This window comes from Chryseobacterium sp. S0630 (assembly GCF_024158915.1).
In the GTDB taxonomy this organism is placed as follows: domain Bacteria; phylum Bacteroidota; class Bacteroidia; order Flavobacteriales; family Weeksellaceae; genus Chryseobacterium.
Genome location: NZ_JAMZGF010000065.1, coordinates 12,869 through 29,427 on the forward strand (window position 1 = coordinate 12,869; position 16,559 = coordinate 29,427).

Sequence of the window (16,559 nt, forward strand, 5' to 3'; positions counted from 1 at the left end):
TAATTATGAACAGATTAATTCTCATTATATGCACAGCTCTTCTCCTCAGTTCTTGCAAAGGAAAGAAGGAAGAAGTACAAAAAGAAGAAGGAACGGCAAAAACAGAAAACAATAGGGTTACCCTCACTGATGCACAGTACAAAAATGCAGGGATCGAACTTGGCAGTGTTGGAAATCAAAATATTTCATCAAAACTGAAAGTTAACGGGAAAATTGATGTTCCCCCTCAAAATAAAATCTCAGTAAGTGTTCCTTTAGGAGGATATCTGAAATATACCAGACTTCTTCCCGGGATGCAGGTTTCAAAAGGTCAGGTGATTGCTGTTATTGAAGATCCTCAATACATCCAGATTCAACAGGATTATCTTGTAGCCAAAGCACAATATGCATACAACAACAGCGAATATAACAGACAGAAACAGCTGAATGTAAGTAAAGCTACCAGTGATAAAGTGTATGAACAAACTAAATCAAATTACCAAACACAAAATGTATTGGTAAAATCTTTGGAGCAAAAGCTTAGATTAATTGGCATCAATCCTTCCACCTTAACGCCCAACAATATTTCTAAAACGATTAATATTTATTCTCCGATTAATGGTTTTGTATCCGTTGTGAATGTCAATATTGGGAAGTATGTCAACCCTACTGAAGTACTTTTTGAACTGGTGAATCCTACCGATATTCATTTAGCTTTGAACATCTATGAAAAAGATATAGACCAGCTATTAGTGGGGCAGAAAGTAATTGCATATACCAATACAGCTCCTGATAAGAAATACAGCGCCAGTATTATATTGATCAGCAAGAATATTTCTGCAGATAATACCATTGAAGTACATTGCCATTTTGATCATTATGACAAGGAGCTTATTCCCGGCATGTATATGAATGCTGACATAGAAGCACATACAAGCAATGGTTCAGTATTACCTAATGATGCCGTTGTAAGATTTGAGAACAAAAATTATATTTTTGAAATGAAAGGAAAAAATATTTTCGAGATGAAAGAAATTAAAGTAGGAAATTCAGAAAACGGGTTTACAGAAATTTTACAGAATGATCTTGCAAATAAAAAGCTTGTTACAAAAGGAGCATACAATCTTTTAATGTCCTTAAAAAATGTTGAAGAATAAAATTTAAAAACATAAGAGCTCCTTTTTTGGAGCTCTTATCAATTTATGCATAATGGTTTAAATTTAATAAATACCCTTTCCTATATTTGCAGTAAATTACTATGAATGTTCGAGATTTTCAAAAGCTATCTTACAGACAAAATACATTTATCCCACGAAGAATTAATGCTTATTGAATCTGTATGTATCCTTAAAAAATTGAAAAAGAGACAATATATACTTCACGAAGGAGAAATATGGAAATATAATGCCTTTGTATGCCGTGGATTTTTGAAAACATTCTCTATTGACACGAATGGTAAAGAACATATTATGAATTTTTCTCCGGAAAACTATTGGACGGGCGACCGTGAAAGTTTACTTGGTGGAACTCCCTCTAAATATAATATAGATGCTATTGAAGATTCAGAAATCATTTTGATAAAACAGGAAGATTTTAATATGCTCTGCAGGGAAATTCCAGCATTAAATGATCTGGTTAATAAAATTTTACAAAAAAGTTTCGTGGTTTCCCAGAATAGAATTCATGCCAATATCAGTTTCTCGGCTGAAGAAAAGTATCAGAACTTTATACAGACATACCCTATGCTGGTCAATAGAATTCCGCAGCATATGATTGCCTCTTATATTGGGGTAACCCCTGAAACCCTTACCAGAATAAGAAAAAGTAATCTAAAAAAATAATTATTGAGAATTTCATTGACATTTGTCTGCTTTTTTTTCAAGCAATTATCAATGAAAAATAAAAGGGTAATCTTCCATCTTTGTCTTGTTAAATAAATTAAAATTTTACAACAATGACAAAGACAATATTCATCACAGGAACAAGTACTGGATTTGGAAAACTAACCACAATTACTCTTGCAAAAGCAGGCTATACCGTTATTGCCGGAATGCGTGAAATCAATGGAAAAAATGAGACTGCTGCAAAAGAACTTTCTGCTCTTCCCAATGTAGAAGTGGTAGATATAGACGTTACCAATGATTCTTCTGTTCAGCATGCCTTCAAAAATACATTGGATAAATATGGAAAAATTGATGTCTTGATAAATAATGCCGGTTTAGCAGGATTTGGGTTGCTAGAAGCCTACTCAATAGATCAGATAAAAAAATTCTTTGAAGTTAATTTTTATGGGATCATCCGTACCTATCAGGCTGTTCTACCTTCAATGCGACTAGCTAAAAACGGGTTAATAATCAATCTGACATCCGGAGCAAGCGCCCATTCCTTACCTTTTATGGGACCTTATCTTGCTTCCAAGTTCAGTGTAGAGGCCATTACAGAATCATTACAGGATGAGTTGAAACAGTTCAACATCGAAAATGTAACCATCCAGCCGGGAGTCTATCCTACTGAAATGAATTCTGGAGTGAAACAAGGCAATAATGCAGACCGTACCGAAATTGCAGAAGAATATAATCCTGTAGCAAGTGAAATGTTCAATGCTATCGGCGCAGGACTGTTTGGTAAAATGCAGGAATTCAATATGAATCCACAAACCATTGCAGATGGTATTTTAGAATTGATAGAAATGGAGAAGGGTTCACGTCCGTTACGTTTTCCCCTTGATGCCATTGCTCAGGGAACTGATATTGACTTTATTAATGCCCGTGCCGACTATAAAGCAAAATGGGCTTCTAAGTACGCTGGTTAATAAAACATAGTGATAGCTAAGTGTCAATCCATATAATGTATGGGTTGACACTGCTATTATACATATGATCGAGTCATGATCTTTTGACTGTGATTAAAAAAAAATTAATATCCGGAGCCGATAAAAATTGTAACAACAAAATAGCATAATTTCGCAGTAATCAATCAACTGTAATAGATCCGTTATGAAATTTCATTTTAAAATTCTATTTAAAACAGGGTTATTTATTTTGTTCTCAAAACCATTATCTGCTCAGCAGAGCTATGCTCCTGTTCCTCAGTCGAAGTTTAATCTGACAGAATTTAATCTTCAATTACCCGTTGAAAAAAACAATTCCATTACCCTTATCAAAGGAAGTGATATTGCAGATTTTTCTTCTGAAAACTTTTATTTCTCTCCTCAGGATAACAGCATACATTTCTTTTGCTCTTCTGATGGCAAAGCTACCCAAGGGTCTCATTATCCGAGAACAGAATTGCGACAGATCAAAGAATGGCATTTTGAAAAACGTCATCATCTACAGGTAAAAATGGCTGTTCTGCAGCAGCCGGGTACCGGAAAAATCATTATTGGGCAGATACATGGCCACTCTAAAGGAACTGAAGCATTAAAAATCTGGTGGAATAATGGCGAGATTCAGGCTGGTTTCAAAAAAGAAGTGAATGATAAAGAAGAAAGAATTACGCTTCAGAAAAATGTTCCTTTGGGTCAAATATTTGATTACAGCATCCAGCAAAACAATTCTGATGTTCTGGTAAAAGTAAATCAGCAGACGGCTACTTTCCATTTTGGAGACAGCTGGAAGCCCGAATTGGTTTATTTTAAAGCCGGAAATTATCTACAGGATAACAATCTGCCTCCTGTGACTTCAGGATTAACAGCTATTTATCAGATCAACATATCTGAATAAATAAAAAAACATCTATTTAAAGATGTTTTTTTTAATATATACTTAATTCGATTGGATTGTAATTTTTTGCTCTTTCACCAGCCTTTTTAAGGAGAGAACGACGTTCTTCAGGATCTTCAATGAATTTATTATAAAGTGCAGGATCTGTTAATTCTTTTCGTCGATAGTCAAATATTTTTTCTTTTTTTACTAGTTTAGCATTGGGATGTAAATTAGCAGAATTACAATAATATTTCCTTTTTCTGAAATTATACATCATAAAATGATAATCATTCTTATCATCATAAACTTCTAAGATTAATCCGGGCAGCTTATTAAATTTATATGGACCAAAAGGAAATGGAATGTCTTTAGCAAACCAAGCAATCCAGGTTCTGCCATATTTCTTTTTTATAGCTTTTTGACATTTATACTTTCCAATTGTTTTGAATTCATTTATAAGTTGCCAATTGATAGTATTTGTTTCTTCATATTTAAAGTATTCATTAGATGTTTTAAAAGTTACATAAATCTTTCCTGTTGTTATTCCTATATTTTCCGGAAAGTCAGAAGTGTATTTCATTTGTTCTTCAATCGGGCTGTTTTCATGAAACTTTTTTTCAAAACGAAGGGAATCCCCAACATATTGATTCATATTTTTATAATAAGATTCTTTTTCGTTCATTAAAAGAGCAAACGCAGCCTCCTGAATAATAGCATTTTTAGTTTGATTTTTATAAACCAATTTATAATCAGCTTCATATACAACATTACCCTCCTTGAGATTTAACGATAATTATAAAGAAAAAGAAAAGTAGGCTGTAGTAAATTTTCATAATTTAAATAATACATGCAAAGCATTATTTATACTCTGCCTGAAAGTTTTGAATTAAAGTTAATTAATGAATATAAAAAGTTATTCCTTTAGACCTAATACCACATTCATTATAATTGACAAATTCTAAAAAGCTCGTTACTTGCTCCATAGTATATCCTTCAGTTTGCGTTACATTTACAACGCGACCGCATGAGGTTCTAAAAGGGAATGCGCTAGCTATACCAGCAATAAATAACGCACCTACTAATAATGTTTTTTTAATATTTGTTTTTTTAATGATTAGTTTTCAATTTAAAAACGCATCTTAAAAATACACAATAAATCAAGCTAATAGTGAATTAGTTTTTTATGCTAAAAAAAATGAAATACAATACTTTAAACATGTAAAAACATATTTAAATTAAAAAAATATAGTTTTATGTAATATTTGTAAAACATAATTTTAATTACAGCTATGTTAGAGAATAAATTTTAAATTTTGAGAATGGAAAAAAATAAAAAGGCGCTCAACAAAATTATTGAGCGCCTCCTACTTAATCATGCAACTAAAATTTGAAACTTATATTTTTTCACATTCGACAATGCTTTTTGCTTCTGTTCCAATATGAATAAGCTGCTTATACTGAAGACCTGCTTTTTCAATGATCATTTTAAACTCGCTTAAAGTTCTTTCTTTTCCGGTAAGACAGGCCAGCATCACAATATCCAGAAGTTTAGCCATATGCGGTTTATTTAAAGAATCATCAGGGATAACGGCATCTATGATTAATAGCTTTGCCCCTTTTGGCATTGCATTATAGCAATTTTTAAGAATTTGTATACACTCATCATCACTCCAATCATGCATAATCCATTTCATCGTATATAAATCTGCTCCCTGGGGAACTTCATTAAAAAAACTTCCTGTAGCGACAGAACATCTTCCTTTCAGGTTTTCGGGAATCATGTTAACTGTTTTTTCAATCACATTGGCTTCATCAAAGATGATCCCGGAGCTTTCCGGAGCATTATTCAGAATGGTATGGATCATTACCCCGTTTCCACCTCCTATATCAACAATTTTTTTATAAGGTTTAAAATCATAGTTTTCTATGATACCTTTTAGCTCCATACCGGACATTCCTGTCATTCCTTTTCCAAAGTTTTCCCCTATTTCAGGAAATTCTTTATAAAACCCCCAAAGATCTTTCCCATGAATATGTTCAAATGGTATTTTCCCTTTCTGAACTGCATACGTCAGATCCCCATAACCAGGAAAGTGCTCATTCATAATGGTTAATACAAAGTTTTTTGCAGTTCCTGGCACATCAGTTTGCAAAGCAGCTCCAAAATCATTCAAAGCAAAGGTTCTGTTTTCTGATTCTTCAAAGATTCCGGCACCACTCAATGCTCTCATCACCCGGTACAGTTGCGTTTCATGTGATTGAGTTTCTTCAGCAAGGAAGGAAATTGTTTTCGGACCAGAGGCCAGCAAATCTGCAATATTGAGTTCAGCAGCTGTTTTTACACATCCGGTTAACCATAAACCGCCTAATATTTCATACATTTTAAAAGTAAACTCAGGTTTAACGGCTTGTTTTTCCATAGCAAGTATTGGGTTGATTAATAGTTATATTTACTGAGCATGAAAACAAGAACAAACTCATCAGGTTTGTTCTTGTCTGACATTTGTCAAGTTTGAAAATAAGCTTTAATAATGAGATTAATCTTTGGCTTGAGAGATCCTTGTTATACTATTAATAGTAGCATCCATTGTAGTATCAGATTTTATTTTAATAATATATCCGCTACCAATAGATAAAGGATCGGCAACACTCACCAGATAAAAAACAAGATCTCCGGAGGTTACCCCATTGGGAGCCACGGCTGTCTGATCTATGGAGAATGTTGAAGGGGGAACAGGATTTGAAAGATTCACTGTCACGAAGGCTACCGAACCGTTATTTTTATTAGCATAACTTACAATAACCCTCCACATGTGAACCTGTCCTGCAATAGGGTTTTCCAGAAATCGTCCTGTTGCCGGATCGTAAATATCTCCAGGTACCGGACTGGTAATATTTTCCGGCCATGTGGTTGTAGGAGGAGCCGCAAAATCTGTTACAATATTCATCGGTGTTTGATAAACAATATTCTGGTACGTCATTAAAGGAACTCCTCCTGAAGATTTGAAAGCAAAGAAAGGCTTCACACCTGCTCCACTATTCAGTTTAACAACTCCTTCATTCGCTGTTGTTAATGTTGCTGAAGAGATCACTGTACTCCACTGGGTTCCGTTATAATACCTTAAGGTTTTATTGGTGGAATCGTAGATGATCATTCCCGCAGTGGGTGTTGTTACATTAGCTGGAGGATTGGCATTTCTGGAGAGTACAACTGCTGAATTAGCTGAGGTAACATCTAAAACTCCTTGTGGAGAAGTGGTATTAATCCCTACCTGTCCAAACATAAATGAGGAACACAGAATACTGAGTAATAAATTGGATTTTTTCATGGTTTGTTTTTTTGAATGTTGCTATCAAAATTACGAAAAAACACAATACAGTGAAATAAAAATTCATTTATTTACATGAAAACAAGACAATTATATTCAACAATATAACTTTATGAATAAAAATTCAATCTAAAATACCGATGAATATTATATTTTTAAAAACATAAAAAATTAAACAAACACAAACATAAGTATTCTAAAAATTCATTAAATCCATAAACTTTCTCTTTTCTGTAAAATATATTGTAATACTGATCAGCGCTTTTCAATTATCCATTTACAAACGGATAATTCCTTATCTTTGTGAAAATTCATCTATGAAAAGGAGCATCAATATTTTTGAGTTTCCTCTCAATTTGGGACTTACCAAAAAGGAACATGAGACAGAACCCGGTGTTCGAAAACTTCCGGATTGGCTCAGAAAATTTGATTTCCATAGCAGAATTAATCCTGCCCACATTTTCATACTGGAAGCTCCTGAATATTCTATGGACTTTGATGAGGAATCAAAAGTCAGAAATGCAGATCAGATTGTTAAATATGCTACAAAACAGGCAGACTGTATTCTCCATCATTACGAAAAGAATACATTCAATATTATTCTTGGAGGTGACTGCAGTATTCTCATAGGAAATGCTATCGCTCTTAAACGTTTGGGGAATTTCGGGCTTTTTTATCTTGACGGACACACAGACTTTATTCCGCCAGAACTTTCTGAAACCGGAGGCGCTGCAGGAATGGATCTCGCCATCATTACCGGTACCGGACATCAAAAACTGACTGATATTGATGGTTTAAAGCCTTATCTGCTTGAAGAAAATATCTTCTGCTGTGGAAATGCAGAAACTGATGATAAAGAATATGTTGATCAGATTATTAATTCCAATATTCATTATTTTGATTTATACCGTCTGAGACAAAATGGTTTTAGAAAAACAGCTGAAGACTTTTTGAAAATGGTGAATGATAAAGGCCTAGATGGATTTTTCATTCATTTTGATGTAGATATTCTGAAAGACGAAATCATGCCTGCCGTAGACAGCAGAATGGAAGATGGAATCAGCTATGATGATCTCGGGGAAATGCTGAAACCTTTATTCGAAAATCCTTTATGCTTTGGAATAGAGATTACCATTTTAGATCCCGATTATGATGAAAACGGAACGTATACACGTCCATTTGTAGACAATTTAATTCAAATTATAAAAAATAAAGAAGAATAAATGAAGAAGACTATCAAAAGAACATTCAGAGTTTCAAAATATGTGATCTATAAAGAAACACTTGTTGACTATAAAGAGCATTTCTGGTCATTTTTAGGTGCATTTTTTGGGATCGGAATTATTGCATTTATCCAGTCTCATTCACTCACTGAAACCGAGAATATCTTTCTGATCGGTTCTTTTGGAGCATCAAGTGTTCTGATTTATGGAGCAATACAGAGTCCTCTGGCACAACCGAGAAATCTTATCGGCGGACATGTTCTGTCTGCATTGGTAGGCGTTACTGTGTATCAGTTTGTTCCGGACATCATCTGGCTTTCGGCACCTTTGGCAGTAGCATTTTCCATAGTATTGATGCAGTATACAAAAACTTTGCATCCACCAGGCGGAGCTACAGCTCTGATTGCAGTAAGTTCTACAGGGAAAATTCCGGAATTGGGATATTGGTATGTTCTCTCCCCTGTTCTTTCCGGATGCATTATTCTTTTGATTGTTGCATTATTTTTTAATAATATTACACCTAACAGAAGTTATCCTACCCACAGTATGTTCAAAAAACTGCTGAAAAAAAGACACAACCATCACTTAAAATAAAAATCATGAATTGTCTGGAATGTGGCGAGAAAATCATCGGAAGATCAGATAAAAAATTCTGCAACGATGCCTGTCGGAACGCCTATAACAATAAGCAGAATAAGGATTCTAGTAATCTGATGCGGAATGTTAATAACAAACTCCGTAAGAATTACCGTATCCTGATGGAAATAAATACCGATGGTAAAACAAAAGTCCCAAAATCCAGACTGGATGGCTTAGGTTTTGATTTCGATTATTTTACCAACCTGAAAGTTTATAAAAACGGCTCTGAATACAAATTCATTTATGATTACGGTTATAAACTTCTGGAAGATGATTTTGTACTGATTGTAAAAAATCAGGCATAATCTATCCACCACAAATATAATACTATGAAAGAAGTTGTTCTGATCACCGGCGCCAGCGGTATGATTGCCAAAGAACTGGCAAAAAAAATAGGTAAGGAATACGAAATCCGGTTTCTGACCCGAAAAAAAGTGCATGATCATGAATATGAATGGGATGTTCAAAAAAAGACTATCGATGAAACTGCCTTTGACAATGTTTCTCATATCATTCATCTTGCAGGTGCCAATATTTCGGAAAAGCGCTGGACTCCGGAAAGAAAAAGAGAATTGATTTCCAGCCGTGTAGATTCCGCAGAATTGCTTCGAACAACTTTAAGAAAAAACAAGATCAAGCTTAAATCCTTTATTTCAGCCTCAGGAATTAATTTCTACGGTACAGAAACTTCAGAAAAAATTTACGCGGAAACCGATCCACCAGGCAACGATTTTCTAAGTGAAGTGGTCGTTTTATGGGAAAGGGCTGCTGACGACTTTAAGGAACAGGATCTGGCAGAAAGAGTGGTCAAAATACGCACTGCTGTAGTGCTTTCTGAAAAAGACGGAGCTTTAAAGAAAATGATCCCTCCTATTCAGTATTATATCGGTTCTCCGCTGGGAAGTGGCCTACAGTATATGCCGTGGGTTCATATTGAAGACATCTGCTCTATCTATGAATTTGCTTTAAAAAACCCAGCAATAGATGGCGCTTATAATGCTGTATCTCCACAACATGCTACCAATAAAGAGCTTACAAAAAAGATTGCCCAGGTGCTTGAGAAACCACTATTTATGCCTAATGTTCCCGGATTTGTCCTGAAACTCTTATTCGGAGAGCTGGCTACTGCTATATTGGAAGGTTCAAGGGCTTCCTCCCAGAAACTTCAGGATGCAGGTTTCCATTTCAAATTTCCGGATCTGGAGAACGCTTTAAAAGATTTATTAAAGAAGTAAATTCAAGAAAAGATTAATTAAAAAAATATTTCAACACCTATTTATTATAACTCAGAAAATATTCTCATGAAAAACCCGAATATCACCTTATTAAACACAGAAATCCTTTCAGACAACTGGTATACTTTAAACAAAGTCACCTACTCTGTTTTGAAAAAAGACGGAACTACAGAAACTCAGAGCAGAGAAGCCTATGACCGTGGAAACGGCGCAGTAATCCTTCTTTACAATACAGATTCAAACACAGTAATTCTTACCCGACAATTCCGTTTACCAACTTATATTAACGGAAATTCTACAGGCATGCTCATTGAAGCCTGCGCAGGACTTCTGGATAATGATAATCCGGAAGACTGTATCAAAAGGGAAACAGAAGAAGAAACCGGATATAAAATTTCAAAGGTTGAAAAAATATTTGAAGCCTATATGTCTCCCGGATCTGTAACGGAAATTCTTTATTTCTTCATTGCTGAGTATTCAAATGAAATGAAAATCAATGACGGAGGCGGATTGGAAGAAGAAGGTGAAAATATCGAAGTTCTGGAATTACCGTTTGAAGAAAGCCTGAAAATGATTGATACAGGAGAAATCAAAGATGCAAAAACCATTATGCTTCTTCAGCATTTGAGAATCAAAGGAATACTGTAAAATAAGATATCAATGATGATTGATGCTTAAAAACTTTATATTTAAATAAAAATATTAACTTATAACTCATATTTAAACTATTAACAGATGATTGAACATGTGAAGCTTGCTATTAATCCCAAATTTCAGGATTGGGTTCTTTTTGAAAATGGCACTTATATTATTTTTGATGACATCAGTATTATCGAAGATGTAAAAAAGGAAGCATTACAATTAATGAAAGAATTCGGTCCGGTTTATGCCGGAGGTCCTGCCGGAGATTTCAATGTAATTCATTTAAACCTTACTGAAGGATGGCTGGTTTCCGGGCATGGATATGGTATGTATACCTATGTACATCCTTCCGAACTGGACAGTGATTCCCCAAATGATCTTGAAATAGGACTTTATGGTAGATCTAAAAGAGATTCAGATGGTCAAAATCCCGAAATTATTCATATCAACAGGAGTGATATTTCATAAGACATCCCATTCATCATTCATAACTTATCATTCATAATTAATTACAATGCTTCAAGATCATATTACGGTAGAGAACCGTCATAAAGACTTTATTAAAAAAATTACTGAGACAGAAACAGTATATGCTTTAAAAGATGGTAATGGCTATGCTACCTCCTACTCCAACGAGTCAGAATACGAAGACGGTGAAGAGGTACAGATCATTTGCTTCTGGTCTGATACTGCCAGAGCAAAATCATGCATAGAAAACCAGTGGAATCATTATGAGCCCTCTCCTATTCCTCTCAACGAGTTTGTAGAAAACTGGTGTCTGGGAATGAATAGTGACGGGTTATTGGTAGGAACTAATTTTGACAGCAATCTGTTTGGCTACGAAGCTGAACCTTTAGAATTAATCCTTGATATTATTGAAGAGCTTAGGTCTTCAGGAAAGTCACTGGAATTGAGAAAGTTTGAAAACATGGAAGATCTGGAAAAACAGATCAGAGACGTACTGGAAGATTAATCATTTATACCATATGAAGTCTTTGGGAATAAAGATCATTAAAGTAAGTGCTTTATTTTTAGTCCTTCTTTTCAGTATTCTGATGCTGAAAACCATTTCTCAGTATACTTCTCTTGAAAAAAACATAGGATTTCTGGCTTTTAAGCAGCAGGTAGCGGATAATCCGTACTGGATGACTTTTTTCTACATTCATATCTTTTCCATAACGCTTTGTCTTCTGGCAGGTCTGACACAATTTTCAAATCGGTTTTTGGCTGAAAATAAAGGGCTTCATAAGATGATTGGGAAAATATATGTTTACAATATCCTTATTATCAATGTTCCGGCATGCTTTGTACTGGGACTTTTTTCCAATGGTGGCATTATCGGAATCACAGGATTTCTGATCCAGGATGTTCTTTGGGCTTATTTCACTATTGCCGCCATACTTTTTATCAAAAAAGGAAATGTCAGCACACATAGAATTTATATGATTCTAAGCTATGCCGTCACCACCACAGCCATAACTTTCAGAATCATTAAGAATCTGTTTTATAATGAAACTCTTCATGACTACGAACTTTTTTATGGTTTGAATGTCTGGGCAGCCCTTTTTATCAATCTTTTTATAGCTTATTTAATTCTCAGAAAAGAATCATTACTACCTGGAAAAATCAACGGTGGAAAAGAAGATTAAAAGACTGATAAATGACACCAGAAAAAATGATGCAATAAATATCAGGGTATTAAAAAATGTTTCATATTGACTATTTCGGGTCCATTTACTGAAAAAACGCATAATCAGATAAGCGATTCCTCCGAAAACGGCAATAATAAAAAGAAGAAAAAAATAATATATCATGGCTTCGTGTTAATGGGTGTAAATCTATTATTTTAAATCTAAAAAAACAATCAATTACAGGACAACAATTGTCTAAATAGCCTTAATTTTGATCAGCATTATTGTCTAAAAATTAATGTATGAAAATTAAAAACCTTGACCATCTTGTTTTAACGGTGGCAGATATTGATAAGACTATTGAATTTTACACTCATATTATGGGATTTGAAGTCGTTACTTTTGGAGAGAATAGAAAAGCACTCATCTTTGGAAATCAAAAGATTAATCTGCATCAGAAAGGACATGAATTTGAACCTAAAGCAGAGATTCCCACCTGTGGTTCTGCTGATCTTTGTTTCATTGCAGAGACAGATGTTCATGAGATAATGGAAGAGCTCAGACAGAAAAATATAGAAATTATTGAAGGGATTGTAGAAAGAACAGGGGCAGTAGGAAAAATCAAATCAGTTTACTTCCGTGATCCGGATTATAATCTTATTGAAGTAAGCAATTATTATTAACGAAAACAGCTCTGTATCAGTTTATTGCTATTCATTTTTTAGAATTTAACGAGCTTGAATTTTTAAAACATAAACCATTCAGTATAAAATTCATATAAAATTTGCAAAAACCATTGAGAAAATCTATTTAATCCTTTATATTTCGAATTTAAAGCCTTAATTTTGCATAGAAATTCAGAAAAATTCGGATTCTTTCAACAGGTTATGTACATGAAAAAAATGATGATCGGGCTTGCTTTGGCCTTATCCATTACTATTTGGGGGCAAAAAAACCCTGCAAAAGCAAACAATCTGACCCCTTACAGCTATCAGACTTTTAACTGTGACAATAAAGGGTATTTTGACCCGGCTAAATATAACAAAGAAGAAATAGACGGAGTAAATAAACTTTTGTATCAGTTCAATGGTGTTGTATTTGACACTCAACCTGTTTTTAAAATTACCCAGCTTGACGAGATCCGTAAAAACAGAGAAACTTATCTACAGGAACTGGAAAAGCAGTATGAAGAAAAGAAAAAGGAATTGTACAGTCTTAAAGTCATTGATCTTCCCCAATGGAAAAAATTAATGGAAGAAACCATTGATTCTTTTGAAAATGAATACCAGCTTAACAAAGAAGAAATCCTAGCCTATTCTGATCCTTCCACGCTGAGAAACAGTAAATATTACGATACCTGCAGAGAACAGATTGATGCTATATCCTCTCCTGAGAGAGAAAAGATGTTTGCAGCCTGGAGAGCGTATACTGAACTTAAAAGCAAAAATAATGCTGACCCGAAAGGCGTAATGGCAAGATTTGATGCCAAAATGAACGACCCACAAAAAGAAGATTATGCATTAATTGATATGATTGGTCTTGGTTTTCACAACTGTGCCAACAGCAGTTTCAGACAAAAGCGTAATAATGAAGAGACAACTTATAAGGATTTTGATAAGATTTTCACCAAGTTAAAAAGAACTTGTGATCAGCCGTAGACTTATTAAAAAGATTGAAAGATTGAATCATTAAGAAATAGAATAGCAGCACCCAGATTGGGTGCTGTTTTTTATTGGTAAAGTTTGCAGAGAACGGTTAAGGAACGGTTAAAAGTGGGTTAATGGCTTGTTATTTCTTTGTAAAAGCCATCATTACTTCTATTTTCGTCTTTAAAACTACTCCATGAAGTCAATTGTTATTCTCCTGACCTTGGTATTGTGTCTAACAGTATCTGCTCAAAAAACACCTACTACCCTTCCTTTTTCTCTGGAAAACAATTCTGTGTATGTGTATTGTAAAGTGAACAAAACCGACAGTATTAAGTTCCTGTTTGATACAGGTGCCGATGGCTCCGTGATTAATAGCCATTCAAAGAAAAAGATCCCGTTGAAAATTGATGGAAAGTCTGAGAACAGAGGTTCCAATGGAGTGAATACTGTAGATTACAGCAGTCATAATACAGTACAATTTGGAGATATTGAGAAAAAGGAAATACAATTTACTCTTATTCCTTATGAATCTGCCCATTTTGAAGGAGTTTTCGGAACAGATCTGATGAAGGGCAAACTCATTGAAATAAATTATCATAGAAATGAAATCCGGTTTTATGAAGAAGATGACCTGTCTGTGGATTTAACAGGCTATGAAAAGGTAAAACTTCATATGATCGACAACTACCCTGCTGTGGAAAGTAGTATCATTGTAGATGATAAAGAATACTCGGGATTCTTTGGGCTCGACAGCGGAGCGGATGATGTTCTTACGATAGCTTCTCCTTTTGCGAAAAAGAATGTTCTGGTAACAACCATGAAAACAATAGGTAAAGCCACAGCAAGAGGTTCTGACGGTTCTGTATATGAAATGCCTGTTGTTCTTTGTCCGACTGTTCAATTCGCTCAGAAATATCTTTATAATCTTCCGATTACACTTTCCGGTTCTACAGAAGGAATTGATTCTACAGAAAAAATGGCTGGATTTTTTGGTAATCAGTTTTTAAAAAGGTTCAATACCGTTATTGATTTTAAGAATGGGTTTATTTATTTTAAACTGAATAAAAATTTGTATTCAGCGTTTAATTAGTTGTAAAACCAAATTAGGATATTCTTCAGTACTATTAATAAGGTCATAATTGACATAAAGATTAAATTTTATACTTTTATTCCAACTTTAACAAACTTACATAAAATGTCTCCAGAAGAATTTGTAAAAAACTTTTATTTAGAGAAACAAAATATTCTTGATTCCAGTTTCGATTATCAAATGGAATATAAAAGCATGACTTCAATAAAAATTGAAGAATTAAATTTGGACGAAATTCAAACCAAAAAATTAAAAGAGATCGTTTCTGGTCTTCTTACTGACACTTTTTATACAATCCTTTTGGGTTTAGATGGCTCCGCGAGCATTGGTGGTATACAAGAGTCTTTTAAAATTTATGATGAAAATGATAATTTATTATCAACTCATGGAGATTTAGAAGGTTATGCGTATGAATATTTTCACGGAGAATAAAAGTATGACATTTGAAACTTTAATATCTATTCCCTTTACTCTCAGAGCTATTTAAATTAAAACAAATTAATAATGAATAAGTTATGATTTTATGGATTTAATTTCTTAATTTTGCACCCCGAAAATAAGGATTAGAGATATGAAAAAAATTGGTGAACACAGAACGCTTCTTGGAGTTGATAAAAACGTTACTTTAAGAGAATTAAAGACGATTTACAGAAATGTGATGAAAGATACCCATCCTGATAAATTCATTAATGATGAAGCAGGAAAGCAGGAAGCAGAAGAAAAAAGTAAATCTGTGATTGAGGCATACCACTTTTTGGTAAGTATTAATCCTGAAACACAGGAAAAATATAAAGAAGAATATACTGAAACCATTACAAAATCTAATATTCAGGATTTTTATCTGGAGAAATCAATTTTAATGGTTCAGCATTTGAACGGAAATATGTATGAGTATATGGGAGTTCCAAGAAACACGTACATCAAAATGGTTAACGCTGATTCACCAAGCCGTTTTGCAAGAAGACACATCTACGGAAACTTTGTTTACAGAAAGTCCGGAGAGGCTATGGCAGATTAATTTTTTCTACTACAATATAGAAGAGCTTTCAGTTTTACTGGAAGCTTTTTTTGTTGCCAAAACCGGATGTTATGTTTTGGCTAAAGCCAATATTGGCTGTTATAAATTTAAGCGGGCTAAAGCCCGCTCCTATTGAATATTTTCTTAATTCGCAATAATCATCAATAGAAATGGGCCCTAATCCTGAGCTTAGACGAAGGAAGCCCATTTACAATAATAAAAACCATTCAGCGGCTTTAGCCCAAATCTATATGTGTTGCCAAAACCGGATGTTACGTTTTGGCTCAAGCCAATATTGGCTGTTATAAATTTAAGCGGGCTAAAGCCCGCTCCTATTGAATATTTTTCTTAATTCGCAATAATCATCAATAGAAATGGGCCCTAATCCTGAGCTTAGACGAAGGAAGCCCATTTACAATA

Annotated in this window: 19 protein-coding genes and 1 pseudogene; 17 read left to right on the forward strand and 3 right to left on the reverse strand. The window is 34.2% G+C overall.

All coding sequences use genetic code 11. The features are described from left to right. Positions 1 to 5 precede the first annotated feature (5 nt). The 4 genes from NK356_RS20600 to NK356_RS20615 all read left to right on the forward strand — a co-directional run bounded on the left by NK356_RS20600 (position 6) and on the right by NK356_RS20615 (position 3,701). Positions 6 to 1,136 (forward strand): efflux RND transporter periplasmic adaptor subunit, encoded by a 1,131-nt coding sequence (locus NK356_RS20600; RefSeq protein WP_253317918.1) that lies wholly within the window; start codon positions 6 to 8, stop codon positions 1,134 to 1,136. A 105-nt stretch (positions 1,137 to 1,241) separates the two neighbouring features. Beyond that, complete coding sequence (locus NK356_RS20605; protein WP_034695522.1) at positions 1,242 to 1,820, forward strand: Crp/Fnr family transcriptional regulator; 579 nt, start codon at positions 1,242 to 1,244, stop codon at positions 1,818 to 1,820. Positions 1,821 to 1,933: 113 nt separating this feature from the next. After that, the gene (locus tag NK356_RS20610) at positions 1,934 to 2,791 is read left to right on the forward strand and encodes an SDR family oxidoreductase (protein WP_253317919.1); all 858 of its coding nucleotides are present in this window, start codon (positions 1,934 to 1,936) and stop codon (positions 2,789 to 2,791) included. A gap of 184 nt (positions 2,792 to 2,975) precedes the next feature. Then, complete coding sequence (locus NK356_RS20615; RefSeq protein WP_253317920.1) at positions 2,976 to 3,701, forward strand: polysaccharide lyase family 7 protein; 726 nt, start codon at positions 2,976 to 2,978, stop codon at positions 3,699 to 3,701. Between the two features lie 31 nt (positions 3,702 to 3,732). Here the strand turns inward: NK356_RS20615 and NK356_RS20620 are convergent. The 3 genes and pseudogenes from NK356_RS20620 to NK356_RS20630 form a co-directional block, all read right to left on the reverse strand. After that, a pseudogene (locus tag NK356_RS20620) lies at positions 3,733 to 4,428 on the reverse strand (GLPGLI family protein); the annotation flags it as partial. 649 nt (positions 4,429 to 5,077) lie between these two features. Beyond that, positions 5,078 to 6,103 carry a methyltransferase gene (locus NK356_RS20625; RefSeq protein WP_253317921.1) on the reverse strand — a complete coding sequence of 342 codons (1,026 nt, stop codon included), beginning with the start codon at positions 6,101 to 6,103 and terminating at the stop codon, positions 5,078 to 5,080. A gap of 117 nt (positions 6,104 to 6,220) precedes the next feature. Further along, a complete protein-coding gene (locus NK356_RS20630; RefSeq protein ID WP_253317922.1) occupies positions 6,221 to 7,012 on the reverse strand; it encodes a hypothetical protein in 792 nt (263 codons plus the stop codon). Between the two features lie 317 nt (positions 7,013 to 7,329). Here NK356_RS20630 and NK356_RS20635 point away from each other — a divergent pair, with 317 nt between their 5' ends. The 13 genes from NK356_RS20635 (at position 7,330) to NK356_RS20695 (ending at position 16,139) form a co-directional block, all read left to right on the forward strand. Further along, the gene (locus tag NK356_RS20635; RefSeq protein WP_253317923.1) at positions 7,330 to 8,235 is read left to right on the forward strand and encodes an arginase family protein; all 906 of its coding nucleotides are present in this window, start codon (positions 7,330 to 7,332) and stop codon (positions 8,233 to 8,235) included. Next, positions 8,236 to 8,829: an HPP family protein gene (locus tag NK356_RS20640; RefSeq protein WP_034695530.1), complete on the forward strand. Its 594-nt coding sequence runs from the start codon at positions 8,236 to 8,238 to the stop codon at positions 8,827 to 8,829. A gap of 5 nt (positions 8,830 to 8,834) precedes the next feature. Next, positions 8,835 to 9,179, forward strand: a complete 345-nt coding sequence (locus NK356_RS20645; protein WP_034695532.1) for a hypothetical protein — start codon at positions 8,835 to 8,837, stop codon at positions 9,177 to 9,179. A gap of 24 nt (positions 9,180 to 9,203) precedes the next feature. Next, positions 9,204 to 10,109 (forward strand): TIGR01777 family oxidoreductase, encoded by a 906-nt coding sequence (locus NK356_RS20650; RefSeq protein ID WP_253317924.1) that lies wholly within the window; start codon positions 9,204 to 9,206, stop codon positions 10,107 to 10,109. Between the two features lie 66 nt (positions 10,110 to 10,175). Continuing rightward, positions 10,176 to 10,757: a GDP-mannose pyrophosphatase NudK gene (gene nudK, locus NK356_RS20655; RefSeq protein ID WP_253317925.1), complete on the forward strand. Its 582-nt coding sequence runs from the start codon at positions 10,176 to 10,178 to the stop codon at positions 10,755 to 10,757. An 87-nt stretch (positions 10,758 to 10,844) separates the two neighbouring features. After that, the gene (locus tag NK356_RS20660; protein ID WP_253317926.1) at positions 10,845 to 11,219 is read left to right on the forward strand and encodes a hypothetical protein; all 375 of its coding nucleotides are present in this window, start codon (positions 10,845 to 10,847) and stop codon (positions 11,217 to 11,219) included. A 46-nt stretch (positions 11,220 to 11,265) separates the two neighbouring features. Then, a complete protein-coding gene (locus NK356_RS20665; RefSeq protein ID WP_253317927.1) occupies positions 11,266 to 11,724 on the forward strand; it encodes a DUF2750 domain-containing protein in 459 nt (152 codons plus the stop codon). Continuing rightward, positions 11,672 to 12,400, forward strand: a complete 729-nt coding sequence (locus NK356_RS20670) for a DUF2306 domain-containing protein (RefSeq protein WP_253317928.1) — start codon at positions 11,672 to 11,674, stop codon at positions 12,398 to 12,400. The genes NK356_RS20665 and NK356_RS20670 overlap by 53 nt, the downstream gene beginning before the upstream one ends. A gap of 284 nt (positions 12,401 to 12,684) precedes the next feature. Continuing rightward, complete coding sequence (locus NK356_RS20675) at positions 12,685 to 13,065, forward strand: VOC family protein (protein ID WP_253317929.1); 381 nt, start codon at positions 12,685 to 12,687, stop codon at positions 13,063 to 13,065. A gap of 210 nt (positions 13,066 to 13,275) precedes the next feature. Continuing rightward, on the forward strand, positions 13,276 to 14,040 hold the full coding sequence (locus tag NK356_RS20680) for a hypothetical protein (RefSeq protein WP_253317930.1): 765 nt from the start codon (positions 13,276 to 13,278) through the stop codon (positions 14,038 to 14,040). A 184-nt stretch (positions 14,041 to 14,224) separates the two neighbouring features. Continuing rightward, positions 14,225 to 15,121 carry a retropepsin-like aspartic protease gene (locus NK356_RS20685; protein ID WP_034695544.1) on the forward strand — a complete coding sequence of 299 codons (897 nt, stop codon included), beginning with the start codon at positions 14,225 to 14,227 and terminating at the stop codon, positions 15,119 to 15,121. A gap of 105 nt (positions 15,122 to 15,226) precedes the next feature. Then, positions 15,227 to 15,553, forward strand: a complete 327-nt coding sequence (locus tag NK356_RS20690; protein ID WP_034695546.1) for a hypothetical protein — start codon at positions 15,227 to 15,229, stop codon at positions 15,551 to 15,553. Between the two features lie 139 nt (positions 15,554 to 15,692). Then, the gene (locus tag NK356_RS20695) at positions 15,693 to 16,139 is read left to right on the forward strand and encodes a KTSC domain-containing protein (RefSeq protein WP_034695549.1); all 447 of its coding nucleotides are present in this window, start codon (positions 15,693 to 15,695) and stop codon (positions 16,137 to 16,139) included. Positions 16,140 to 16,559: the final 420 nt, after the last annotated feature.